Raw genomic sequence first — 12,431 nt, forward strand, 5'->3', positions numbered from 1 at the left:
CGTAATAATCAGTTCGGATTATTCATGGGTTTATCAGCGTTATTAAAAAAAGGAACAATAGATACAAAAATCAATCAAGTTAAAGGGGAATATAATAGAGTATAGTACAGATTTCGTGGTCATGCCATTAAAAAAACGTTACATTTCATCATCAAGGTAAGCTCACCATGAAGATGCCGAGTCGTATTGAAGCTCCCCACAAAATACTAAATGTTGGAGTGTTACGATTAAATCGTTATATAACTTTAACAATAAAAAATTACATCAGAAAAGCGCGAGAAATCAACATTTCTAAAATTGATTTCTCGCGCTTTTAAGGTTTTGATTAGTTATGTCTCAGCCTCAACCTTTAAGATTGTTTTTTTAATTGTAAAATGACAGCTTCATCTGGATCGATGTATAAAGTCTTTTGTTCAAAGTAAATAACAAAACCAGGCTTAGAGCCATTTGGTTTTTTTACCTGGCGTATTTCTGTGTAATCTACTGGAACAGAGGAAGAGTCTCGTGCTTTTGAAAAATAGGCAGAAAGTGTTGCGGCTTCTCGTAATGTTGTTTCATCAGGTTCGCTTGTATGGATGACAACATGTGAGCCTGGAATATCCTTCGTATGCAGCCAGATATCTGTGCGTTTAGCCAATTTAAATGTAAGTATGTCATTTTGTTTGTTATTTTTCCCAACAGAAATCGCTACACCAGTAGAAGAGACGTAACGTTCAGGCTCAGGTTTCATTTGTTTTTTCTTTTTTCGTGCATGACGTAATTTCAAATAACCCTGTTCTGCTAATTCTTCTCGAATTTCTTCTATATCTCCAGGAGCAGCTTGTTGTACCTGCTGAGCAAGCATTTCAAAATAGGCTATTTCTTCCTTCGTTTTTTCTAACTGTTCTTGAACCATTATAAGGGCATTTTTTGCCTTTGTGTATTTTGTGTAATAGCTTTGAGCATTTTCAATAGGTGTTTTACGTTCGCTTACTGGAATGGTGATTTCTTCATCTCCAGTTTCACTATAATAGTTAGTGACAGTTACTTCCTTTACACCTTTTTTAAACGTGTAAATATTCGCCATCAGTAATTCCCCGTATAATTGGAACTGATCTAGCTTAGATGCACGTTCGTAGTCTTTATTTAACTTTTTAGTTTTTAGTATAAGCTTATCAATTTCATTTTGCAGCCATCTTTCCAAATCACCTGCCTGCTGTTTGACACGATCACGCTCAGCTCGAGCAAAGAATACGCGGTCAAGTAGCTCATGGACATTTGGATAAATCGTTACATCTCCTTGTAAATGCGTTAGAGCGATTGGAGAGAAGTAAGTTTTATTGTTTGCGATGACATACATCGGCTTTGTTCCACCATTATTAAATGAAGCTATAAAATTTTTAAAGCAATTTACACGATCAACTGTGTCTGTTAATCGGAATAATAATTCCTCTGCATGTATAGGAGAGAAACCAATAAATTGCGAAACAACTTCCTTAGCCGTTTTTGGTTCAGAGAAAAAAACTGTAAGCTGTTCATCGGTTACTGCTAGAGGGTGCCATTTATTCTGTGCGGGCGGTGCGATATAAGGCTGACCAGGTAAAACTGTACGGAAACTATTCACGGAAGGTGGCAAATGCTTTAAGCTGTCGACTATTTTTCCCTGTTCTTTATCTATTAACAACAGGTTACTGTGACGGCCCATAATTTCAGCATGTAGCTCCCTTACAATAGGGTCACCAATTTCATTTTTACTTTCAATTTCTACTATTATAATTCGATCGAAATCGTGCTGTTTAATAGAAGAAATAAAACCACCCTCTATATGTTTTCTCAACAGCATACAAAACATAGGGGGTTCTGCTGGATTTTCTATAGATTGCTCAGTAAGGTGAACACGTGCGTAAGAAGGGTGAATCGAATAAAGTAATTTATGATTGCTTCCGTTCGCACGGATATGTAGAACAACTTCCTGAGCGTTTGGTTGATGTATTTTGGTAATTCGACCTGTTACTAATTGTTGTAGGTCGGCTGTCATTGAGTAAGTAAATAAGCCATCAAATGCCATATGAATTCCTCTTTCCAAAGATATAAGCATCTTGGTACTTTCGTATTTATTATTTTAATGGTGCATTAGCTCCATACTCTATTGTGTGGTAGTTATCACTATAAAGTGGCTAATGTACTTTTCCACCATAGCGTGTGGTTGATTTCCGTTCCGGCTGGGCGCTTTTCTTGAGCGCCTGTTGAGTCGTTAAGGTCTCAATTGTGACCTTGAAGTGGCCCAGTCTTCACTCCAATAAACTTCTAGATATGGCATACACTTATTATGACCGTCATCTCTTTCTTTTGGTGATGAGTTCTTTCTTATGTTTATCATAGCATTTTTTAGGTGAATATTAAAATATAGCTTCAATTGTGGTAGAATTAGCTTTTGCTCTATGTAATTTTTTACGTCATAAATGACAGAGCTTATGTTATAATAATCCCAGTATGCAAAGAAAGGTGTGACGAACCTTGGTGCGTAGTATGACTGGTTTTGGCAGAGGTGTCACAACAACAAGAGACTTTCAATTAACTGTAGAAATGCGCTCGGTCAACCATCGATTTTTAGAAATTAATGCAAAATTCCCGAAAGAATGGCTTGAAGCAGAAATTTTTGCAAAGAAATTAATTTCGCAAGCTTTGTCACGTGGCAAAATTGATGTGATGGTTAATGTTAAGGATTTAGAGAACGTCGAGCAATCTATTGAAATTAATTGGTCATTAATTGAAGCGTATCGTAAGGCAAAAGAGCAATTAGCAAGTAAAGTACCACTAGAAGAAAAATGGACAATGCAAGAGTTACTATCGCTTGAACAAGCGCTTGTACAGGAAAAGCCACAGCTTACACCAGAGGATTTACTCTGTGCTGTTGAAAAGGCTATTTCACAAGCACTTGAACAGCTCATTCAAATGCGTGAGCGTGAAGGGCAAGAATTGCATGATGTTGTTGTACAATATAAAGAACAGTTAATGGAACAAGTGAACCAGATTTGTTCATGTGCCTCTCTTGCTGTAGAAAAATATCGTACACGATTATTGGAAAGAATTAATCAAGTGACGGATGGAGCGTTGTTAGAAGATCGCCTACTTGCTGAAGTAGCGATATTTGCAGAACGTGTGGACATCACTGAAGAATTGGACCGATTAGATAGTCACTTTAATCAACTGGAAGAAACATTACAAGAAACAATTTCAGTTGGCCGTAAATTAGACTTTTTAATGCAGGAAATACACCGCGAAATCAATACGATTGGTTCTAAAAATCAATCGACAGAGGCGGCTGTTGCAGTAGTTCAGGCGAAAACAATTTTAGAAAAGATGCGCGAGCAAGTTCAAAATATCGAATAGCTTGCCTGTATCTGTTATAAATTAAGGGAGATATAGAGAATAAATGATAAAAGAACGTGGATTATTAATTGTTCTGTCTGGCCCATCTGGTGTAGGTAAAGGGACAGTGCGAAAAGAATTATTTTCTCAGCCGAATACGAATTATGAGTATTCCATCTCGATGACAACACGAAATCCTCGCGAAGGTGAAGTAGATGGTGTAGACTATTTTTTCAAGACACGTGAAGAATTTGAAACGTTGATTGAACAGGGTGGCTTATTAGAGCATGCTGAATTTGTAGGGAATTATTACGGAACACCGTTAGCCTATGTAAATGAAACACTTGATGCAGGACGTGATGTGTTTTTAGAAATCGAAGTGCAAGGTGCTGCACAAATTCGCAAAAAGGCTCCAGATGCATTATTTATTTTCTTAGCCCCACCAAGTTTAACGGAATTAAAAGACCGTTTAGTAGGTCGAGGGACGGAAACAGCAGACGTTATTGCGAAGCGTATTGCAACTGCAAGTGAAGAACTTGAAATGATGAGCCTTTATGATTATGTAGTTGAAAATGATGAAGTGACAAATGCTTGTGATCGTATAAACGCGATTATTAAAGCTGAGCATTGTCGTAGAGAACGTGTTGAAAAAAGATATTTGTCAATGTTGAGAGGAGAATAAACCTATGTTATACCCATCAGTAGATACATTAAAAAAAGAAATCGATTCAAAATACTCTTTAGTAAGTCTAGCATCTAAACGTGCTCGTCAAATGCAAGAGGAACAAGGCACTGAACGTTTACACAAGTATGTTTCCCATAAATCCGTAGGGAAAGCACTTGAAGAAGTAGCGGCAGGTGTACTTACGAAGGTATCACAGGATGAGTCAACTGTGTACGAAGACGAAATCTAACATTGATAAAAAAGCTTTTGCCAAATTAATGTTAACTTCTTTCAGCAGAAGTCTGCCACCTCTATAGGTGGTGAGATGAATGCCGATTTAAGCTACTTTTCAGCGGATGTCCAAACACCCGCTGAAAGAAGTTAAAGCCTCCGGCGGATGTCACGGAATCGGAAATGAGTGCTTTGTGCAAGCACAAAGCCGATTCCGGACGCAATTATGCCGGGGCATAATTGATCGTCTGCAGTGGATTTTTGATTATACAGAATGTCGAGAGCTCCCGAGGAATATTCCTTTGGGAGCTTATCATTTGAAAGGACGATTGTGCATGAATAAAAATATTTTACTTTGTGTTTCAGGTGGTATAGCGGTTTATAAGGCTGTCGCTTTAGTTAGCAAGCTATCTCAAGCAGGAGCAAATGTAAAGGTTATCATGACGGCATCAGCAAGACAATTTGTGAATCCGCTGAGCTTTCAAGTTATGTCCAAAAATGATGTTTTTTTCGATACTTTTGATGAAAAGGATTCGAGTGTTATTGCCCATATTGATTTGGCAGATTGGGCTGATTTAATCTTAGTTGCACCAGCTACCGCAAATGTCATAGGAAAACTGGCGAATGGAATTGCAGACGATATGGTAACGACGACCTTGCTTGCAACAACTGCTCCTGTATGGCTAGCACCAGCGATGAATGTACATATGTATGACCATCCAGCGGTAAAACGAAATTTGGCTCAGTTACAATCTGATGGCTATCAATTTATTGAGCCTTCGGAAGGATTTTTGGCATGTGGCTATGTTGGTAAAGGTCGTTTAGAGGAGCCAGAAAAAATAACGGCGATTGTGCAAGAATTTTTTTCAGAGAAGCTTAAGCCATTAGCTGGTAAAACGGTAGTGGTTACAGCTGGAGCTTTCTATGTTCCACTGGACGAGCACCATATTATTAGTACACAGTCGAATAGTAAAATTGGTCAGGCAATAGCAAAAGAGGCAAAAACACTTGGGGCAAATGTAATCCTAATAGATGAGAAAGCAACAAGCGTGCATAAGCTCTTTGAACTGCTTGAGGATTATAAAAAGCAATATCCATCTGCATTTTTTATCCATGCAGCAAATACGCCTACAATTGAAGGGGCACCGATACTATCCGTAGAAGGAATTAGCGCAATAACGTTTGGACAAAAGGTTATTGGTGAACCAATGTTAACAATTATGTCTGACACGTGGATTGATTTTAGTGATACGGCAGAAGTAAATGGTCAATTGTGGGATACGGCAATTGCCACGCAGTTTGCGCAAGCATTATGGACATATGTATTACAGGGTGAGAAGCAATGAGTTTGTTAATTGCAGAGGTTATAGTGGATGTTTCAACTTACCATGTAGATCGTCCATTTGACTATGAAGTACCTACAGAATGGGCACATATTATAGAGATGGGCTGTCGTGTAAAAGTACCGTTCGGGCCACGAAATGTTTTAGGCTTTGTGGTCGGATTAAAAAATGAAACAGATGTACCATCTAATAAATTAAAGTCTATTGCGCAAATTTTAGATATAGAGCCTGTATTAACCGAAGAAATGCTGTTAATGGCAAAGTGGCTGAAAAACGAAACGATTTGCTATGAAATTGATGCCTTACAGGTCATGCTCCCATCAGCGCTTCGAGCGAAGTATGAAAAAATCATAACGCTACTAGTGGAGAAAGACGCTTTGCCAGCTGAAGCTCAAGCTATTTTTGGTAAGCGACAACAGGCTAATTTCAAAGAGTTTGAACGTGCAGAATTACTTCCTTTATTAAAACAGCTTATCACTAATAAAATTGTAAAAATTGAAAATGTTGTGAAGCAGCAAGGCAATGTGAAAGAAATACGGATGGTCAAAATTTCAGATAATCAGCAAGAGATCGACAAAGCAATGGAAGGTGCAGCGAGAGCAGTTAAACAACGCCAGCTAATTGAATGGATGGGCAGACATCTTGGAGAGGTCCTTTTGCCACAGAAAATCTATGAGGAAACAGGTGCATCTTCCGCGGTATTACAGTCAGTTATTGAAAAAGGAGCCGCTCACTTTATACAAGAAGAGGTGTATCGTGATCCCTTTACGAGAGAGGTTTCCCGTACGCAATCTTTACAGTTGACGGATGAGCAGCATGTAGGTCTAAAGGCTATTGTTGGATCGATGGAAGAACAGACAGCGAAAACTTTTTTACTTCACGGCGTTACTGGAAGTGGTAAAACTGAAATATATTTGCAAGCGATACAAAAGGTGTTAGGTGAAGGTAAGGAAGCCATTATGCTTGTACCGGAAATATCATTAACACCACAAATGACAGAGCGTTTTCGTAGTCGTTTTGGTGAGATGGTTGCTGTGATGCATAGTGGCTTATCTGTCGGTGAAAAGTATGATGAATGGCGTAAAATTCAGCAAGGAAAAGTAAGCGTTGTTGTTGGAGCTCGTTCAGCAATTTTCGCACCTTTTACAAATTTAGGTCTTATTATTTTAGATGAAGAGCACGAGTCAACATACAAGCAAGAGGATTCACCGCGTTATCACGCTAGAGATGTAGCGATTTGGCGAAGTGAATTTTACAAATGTCCTGTTATATTAGGTAGTGCAACGCCTGCACTTGAATCATTTGCGAGAGCAAAGAAGGGTGTATATAGTTTGCTATCCTTAAAGCAACGTGCTTTGCATCAACCGTTACCAACTGTTTTTATTGCTGATATGCGAGAAGAACTTCAAAAAGGGAATCGTTCTATGTTTTCGGAGCAGCTTATTGATGCTATACGTATAAGGCTTGAGAAAAAAGAACAGATGGTGCTGTTTTTAAATCGTCGTGGCTATTCTTCTTTTGTGCTTTGTCGTGATTGTGGGACGGTTGTACAATGTCCGAACTGTGACATCTCGTTAACGTATCATCGAACAACAGAGAAATTAAAATGTCATTATTGCGGTTATGAGGAGCGTGTTCCTCAAATATGTCCACAATGCCAGAGTGAGCATATTCGTTATTTTGGTACGGGAACACAAAAAGTTGAGGAAGAAATTTATAAGCTATTTCCTGAGGCAAGGGTTCTCCGAATGGATGTTGATACAACAAAGCAAAAGGGTGCACATGAAGAAATTTTGCAGGCATTTGGGGAAGGACAGGCAGATATTTTGCTAGGGACGCAAATGATTGCTAAAGGTCTTGATTTTCCTAATATTACGCTAGTCGGTGTACTTAGTGCTGATACATCACTGCATCTACCCGATTACCGTGCAGCGGAGCGTACATTCCAATTATTAACGCAGGTTAGTGGTAGGGCAGGACGTCATGAAAAGCATGGTGAGGTTATTATTCAATCGTATACACCAGAGCATTATGCAATTGAACTGGCAAAATTACAAGATTACGAGCCGTTTTACGAACGTGAAATGTTTTTACGCCGCCGCTCTAGCTATCCACCATATTATTATGTAGCACTTATTCAAATATCTCATGAGGATGTAATGATGGCGGCAGAGTATGCTGGACGTGCAGCGGATTGGCTAAAGGGAAACTTATCAAACCAGGTAGCAATTATTGGGCCAACAACTGCAAGCATTAGTCGTCTCCAAAATAGATATCGCTATCAATGTTTGATAAAATATAAAATTGAACCAAATCTCATTCCTGTATTACAGCGCCTTCTAGCGATGTATCGAGCGGAATGGATTAAACAGGGAATATTAATGACGGTAGATTTAGACCCGTCAACTATATAAAATAGTTCATCATCAGATTGGACATGACATTTTGTTGGAATTTATGCCATGCGAATAAGTTGATTGGAGTGGAGGCTGGGTGACTCCTCGGGGATCAGCATTACAGATGATGCCCTGCAGCGAAGCGTCAGCAACAAATGTTTTCTGTGCGAAAGCGAAGCGTCAGCAACAACGCGCCCAGTTGCAATTGAAATCAAGGCCAAGTTAAAATGATGAGCCATTCAAGTGGAATTTCTAATAGACTTTGTCCTATCACCGAAAGTTTGGGATGACATTTTGCTAAAACGTATGCAATGTATATAAGTTGATTGGAGTGGAGGTTGGGCGACTCCTCGGGGATTAGCGTTACAGATGAGACCCTGCAGCGAAGCGAAGCGGCTCATCGAACGCCCCCAGGAAAGCGCCCAGCCGGAACTGAAATCAGATCCACATATGGAGTTACAATTAGACAAGGTATAAGCCTTAAATATAGAAATGAGGAACATAAGATGGCAATTAAAAAAGTTGTTGAACATCCAGCGAAGGTACTATCAACACCGTGTGCGGAAGTAAAAGAAATTAATGAAGAAATTATTACATTACTAGATGATTTATATGACACAATGGTTGAATACGATGGCGTTGGTATTGCAGCACCACAAATAAATGTAGGATTACGTGTTGCAATTGTTGAGCTTGGCGAGGAACGCGATATTTTAGAAATGATTAATCCAACTGTCATTGAAACAGATGGCGCTGAAGTAGATATTGAGGGATGCTTAAGCTTCCCGGGATTATACGGTGAGGTTGAACGACCTGACTATGTGAAAATTGAAGCGTGTGACCGTGAAGGACGTGTATATGAGCTAGAAGCGGGAGGCTTTGATGCACGAGCAATTTTACATGAAATCGATCATTTAGATGGCGTGCTATTTGATTCGAAAATCAAACGTATTCTAACTGAAGAAGAGCTAGAAGCAATGTACGCTGAAGAGGAGGAATAACATGACTTCAATAATTTTTATGGGAACACCTGATTTCTCCGCGCCTATTTTGCGTATGCTACATCATGAAGGTTATGATATTAAAGCTGTAGTTACACCACCAGATCGTCCTGTTGGGCGTAAGCGTGTGCTAACACCACCACCTGTAAAGGTAGCAGCTATGGAGTTAGGTTTACATGTTATTCAGCCTGAAAAGCTACGCGGTTCAGAAGAATTACAGCAAATTATTGATTTACAACCTGACCTAATCGTAACAGCAGCTTTTGGCCAAATTTTGCCGAAAGAATTACTAGATGTACCACCGCTTGGTTGCATTAACGTCCATGCGTCACTTTTACCGAAATATCGCGGTGGAGCACCTATTCACCAAGCCATTATTGATGGTGAAAAAGAGACTGGTGTAACTATTATGTATATGGAGCCAAAGCTAGATGCCGGTGATATCATATCTCAAAGGGCTATCCCAATTGAAGAGGAGGATCATACAGGTGGACTATTTGATAAGCTAAGTGCTGTAGGCTCTGATTTATTAAAAGCTACACTTCCTTCTATTATAAATGGAACAAATAACCGTGCAGTGCAGGATGAAGCGCAAGTAACCTTTGCAAGCAATATTTCACGTGAACAAGAACGTATCGATTGGACAAAGGATGCTACAACTTTATACAATCAAGTGCGTGGTCTTCATCCGTGGCCAGTTGCCTATACAACATTTGAAGATGGCAACTTTAAAATTTGGTGGGCACAGGTCGGTGACACGAAGCATGATGCTATACCCGGTGAGGTTGTTGCGATTTCAAAGGATCATTTTGAAGTTGCTGCAGGAAATGGGACAACACTTGCCCTGTATGATGTACAACCAGCTGGTAAGAAACGCATGACAGCAGTGGAATATTTGCGTGGTACAGGTTCTAAATTACAGATTGGGGACCAATTTAAATGAGTAAAAAAAGCGTAGTAATTTGGGATGGAAATGTGCGTGATGCTGCACTTTCTATTCTGTTAGCAGTAGATAAAAATCAAGCCTATAGTAATTTGCTTTTAAATGAAACGATAAAGCGACATAAAATCGAAGCGAAGGATCGTGCGCTTTTAACAGAAATTACGTATGGCACTTTACAATATAAAATGACACTAGACTACTATTTAGAGCCATTTATTCGTGGTTCAGTAGATCATTGGGTGCGCTGGCTTTTACGTTTATCTTTATATCAAATGCATTATTTAACGCGTATCCCACCACATGCAGCGGTAAATGAGGCTGTAGAAATTGCTAAACGTCGAGGTCACCAAGGTATTGCTTCAATGGTCAACGGTATTTTACGATCTATTTTACGTCAGGGTGTAGCTTCTACTGATGAAATTAAAGATCCAATTGAGCGTCTTGCTATTGAAACAAGTCATCCCGAATGGTTAGTGCAGCGCTTTGTCGATAACTACGGTATTGAAGTAGCGGCTGAAATGCTACATGAAAACAATGTACCTCCAGTGCAGACTGTACGTGTAAATACGACGAAAGCAAGCGTTGAGCAAGCGATTGCCAGCATAGAAGCGGAAGGTTTATCAGCGAAAAGAAGTGAGCTAATGCCTGAATGTTTACATGTAACAAATGGTCAGCCGGCTCGAACAAAGGCATTCCAAGATGGGCTTATTACTATTCAGGATGAAAGCTCTATGATTCCAGCAAATGTTTTGCATCCATCTCCTGGCATGCGCGTCTTAGATATGTGTGCAGCTCCAGGTGGAAAGACAACACATATAGCCGAGATTATGAAAAACGAAGGTTCGATTTTAGCGACTGACCTTCACCCTCATAAATTAGATTTAATCGACCATAATACTGATCGTCTAGGGATTGATATAGTAGAGACTGCTCCAATCGATGGACGTAAGGCACCTGATTTTCTACAAGCAGAATCATTCGACGCTATTTTAGTCGATGCGCCTTGTAGTGGTTTAGGAGTTATGCGCCGCAAGCCAGATATTAAATATACAAAACGAGAAGAAGATTTAGAAAACCTCCAAAAAATACAATTGGCGTTATTAGATGCTGCAACAAAAGTATTGAAAATAGATGGCAAGCTTGTGTACAGTACATGTACAGTCGATAAAAAAGAAAATGAAGGCACTGTAGAGGCCTTTTTATCAACGCATCCAGAAATGGAAGCTATACAACTAGAATCTTTACCAACAAAATTAGCGAAAAAGCAAGCAAATGGCATGCTTCAAGTCTTTCCGCAAGACTTTGGCAGTGACGGTTTCTTCGTTGCCGCTTTTCGTAAAAAAGGAGAATCCAACTAATGGTGGAGCAAGAGAAATTTAATGAGCGCATTAGCGACTTAGTTGAAGAGGCAGAAGACAAGCCTGTTCGACGCGCGAAAAAAGAAAAACCAGATTTAAAGGAATCGGTATATTCATTACAGCCGAAACAGTTAGAAGAATGGTTAAAGGAAAATGGTGAAAAACCATTCCGTGCAGCACAAATCTTTGATTGGCTTTATAATAAACGTGTGAAAACATTTGAAGAAATGTCTAACCTTTCAAAGGGGTTACGTGAAAAGCTTGAAGCAAGTTTTGCATTGACGACATTGTCAACAATTATTCAACAGGAATCAAAAGATGGTACTATTAAGTTTTTATTCCAATTACAAGATGGCTATTCTATTGAAACTGTATTAATGCGTCATGAATATGGGAACTCTGTTTGTGTGACAACACAAGTAGGTTGCCGAATTGGCTGTACGTTTTGTGCGTCAACTTTAGGTGGATTAAAACGTCACTTACTAGCAGGAGAAATCGTGGAGCAAGTTGTAAAAGTACAACAAACTTTAGATGAACTGGGCGAGCGTGTTTCACATATCGTCATTATGGGTATTGGAGAACCTTTCGATAATTATGATGCGATGATGAACTTCTTAAAAGTCATCAACCATGAAAAAGGGTTAAATATTGGTGCTCGTCACATCACTGTTTCAACATCAGGGATTGTTCCGAAAATTTACGAATTTGCTGATGAACAGCTACAAATCAACTTTGCAGTATCATTACACGCACCTAACCAAGAGGATCGTCAAAAACTGATGCCAATTGCACGTGCTTACAAATTGGATGAATTAATGGAAGCTGTCCGTTACTATACGGATAAAACTGGCCGACGTGTTACTTTTGAGTATGGTTTAATGTCTGGTGAAAATGATTCAGTTGAAATTGCAGAAGAATTATCTGCATTAATAAAAGGACTTAAATGCCACGTTAACTTAATTCCTGTAAACTACGTACCAGAACGTGATTATGTTCGCACATCCCGTAGTCAAATTTTTGCCTTTGAAAAAACATTAAAGAAGAATGGTATTAACGTAACAATCCGCCGAGAGCAAGGTTCTGATATTGCTGCTGCGTGTGGTCAATTACGTGCGCAAGAGAGATCTGAAGAGACGAGGTGACC

The 12,431-nt window shown here is 39.3% G+C and carries 10 protein-coding genes; 9 read left to right on the forward strand and 1 reads right to left on the reverse strand.

The genetic code is table 11. The features are described 5' to 3' along the window. Nucleotides 1-349: 349 nt before the first annotated feature. Nucleotides 350-2,047 carry an Rqc2 family fibronectin-binding protein gene (locus tag ACZ11_RS20500; protein ID WP_049668383.1) on the reverse strand — a complete coding sequence of 566 codons (1,698 nt, stop codon included), beginning with the start codon at nt 2,045-2,047 and terminating at the stop codon, nt 350-352. A 449-nt stretch (nt 2,048-2,496) separates the two neighbouring features. On the opposite strand from ACZ11_RS20500, the gene ACZ11_RS20505 reads away from it, so the two are divergent. The 9 genes from ACZ11_RS20505 (at nt 2,497) to rlmN (ending at nt 12,429) form a co-directional block, all read left to right on the forward strand. Further along, complete coding sequence (locus ACZ11_RS20505) at nt 2,497-3,372, forward strand: YicC/YloC family endoribonuclease (protein ID WP_049668384.1); 876 nt, start codon at nt 2,497-2,499, stop codon at nt 3,370-3,372. 43 nt (nt 3,373-3,415) lie between these two features. Beyond that, nucleotides 3,416-4,033: a guanylate kinase gene (gmk, locus tag ACZ11_RS20510; protein WP_049668385.1), complete on the forward strand. Its 618-nt coding sequence runs from the start codon at nt 3,416-3,418 to the stop codon at nt 4,031-4,033. Nucleotides 4,034-4,037: 4 nt separating this feature from the next. After that, on the forward strand, nt 4,038-4,265 hold the full coding sequence (rpoZ, locus tag ACZ11_RS20515; protein WP_049668386.1) for a DNA-directed RNA polymerase subunit omega: 228 nt from the start codon (nt 4,038-4,040) through the stop codon (nt 4,263-4,265). Nucleotides 4,266-4,581: 316 nt separating this feature from the next. Next, nucleotides 4,582-5,592: a bifunctional phosphopantothenoylcysteine decarboxylase/phosphopantothenate--cysteine ligase CoaBC gene (coaBC, locus tag ACZ11_RS20520; protein WP_049668387.1), complete on the forward strand. Its 1,011-nt coding sequence runs from the start codon at nt 4,582-4,584 to the stop codon at nt 5,590-5,592. Next, nucleotides 5,589-8,003 carry a primosomal protein N' gene (gene priA / locus ACZ11_RS20525; protein ID WP_049668388.1) on the forward strand — a complete coding sequence of 805 codons (2,415 nt, stop codon included), beginning with the start codon at nt 5,589-5,591 and terminating at the stop codon, nt 8,001-8,003. Before coaBC ends, priA begins: the two co-directional genes overlap by 4 nt. A 488-nt stretch (nt 8,004-8,491) precedes the next feature. Further along, a complete protein-coding gene (gene def, locus ACZ11_RS20530) occupies nt 8,492-8,986 on the forward strand; it encodes a peptide deformylase (RefSeq protein ID WP_049668389.1) in 495 nt (164 codons plus the stop codon). A gap of 1 nt (nt 8,987) precedes the next feature. After that, complete coding sequence (gene fmt, locus ACZ11_RS20535; protein WP_049668390.1) at nt 8,988-9,929, forward strand: methionyl-tRNA formyltransferase; 942 nt, start codon at nt 8,988-8,990, stop codon at nt 9,927-9,929. Next, entirely contained in the window at nt 9,926-11,287 is a 1,362-nt protein-coding gene (gene rsmB, locus ACZ11_RS20540; RefSeq protein ID WP_049668391.1) for a 16S rRNA (cytosine(967)-C(5))-methyltransferase RsmB, read from the forward strand. Before fmt ends, rsmB begins: the two co-directional genes overlap by 4 nt. After that, nucleotides 11,287-12,429 carry a 23S rRNA (adenine(2503)-C(2))-methyltransferase RlmN gene (gene rlmN / locus ACZ11_RS20545; protein WP_049668392.1) on the forward strand — a complete coding sequence of 381 codons (1,143 nt, stop codon included), beginning with the start codon at nt 11,287-11,289 and terminating at the stop codon, nt 12,427-12,429. Before rsmB ends, rlmN begins: the two co-directional genes overlap by 1 nt. Nucleotides 12,430-12,431: the final 2 nt, after the last annotated feature.

Origin of the sequence: Lysinibacillus xylanilyticus (assembly GCF_001183605.1) — a bacterium.
Lineage (GTDB): Bacteria > Bacillota > Bacilli > Bacillales_A > Planococcaceae > Lysinibacillus > Lysinibacillus xylanilyticus.

Coding starts and splice junctions, on each gene's coding strand:
- ACZ11_RS20500 (WP_049668383.1), bottom strand. CDS start 2,047: ATGGCATTTGATGGCTTATTTACTTACTCAATGACAGCCGACCTACAA.
- gmk (WP_049668385.1), top strand. CDS start 3,416: ATGATAAAAGAACGTGGATTATTAATTGTTCTGTCTGGCCCATCTGGT.
- rpoZ (WP_049668386.1), top strand. CDS start 4,038: ATGTTATACCCATCAGTAGATACATTAAAAAAAGAAATCGATTCAAAA.
- coaBC (WP_049668387.1), top strand. CDS start 4,582: ATGAATAAAAATATTTTACTTTGTGTTTCAGGTGGTATAGCGGTTTAT.
- priA (WP_049668388.1), top strand. CDS start 5,589: ATGAGTTTGTTAATTGCAGAGGTTATAGTGGATGTTTCAACTTACCAT.
- def (WP_049668389.1), top strand. CDS start 8,492: ATGGCAATTAAAAAAGTTGTTGAACATCCAGCGAAGGTACTATCAACA.
- fmt (WP_049668390.1), top strand. CDS start 8,988: ATGACTTCAATAATTTTTATGGGAACACCTGATTTCTCCGCGCCTATT.
- rsmB (WP_049668391.1), top strand. CDS start 9,926: ATGAGTAAAAAAAGCGTAGTAATTTGGGATGGAAATGTGCGTGATGCT.
- rlmN (WP_049668392.1), top strand. CDS start 11,287: ATGGTGGAGCAAGAGAAATTTAATGAGCGCATTAGCGACTTAGTTGAA.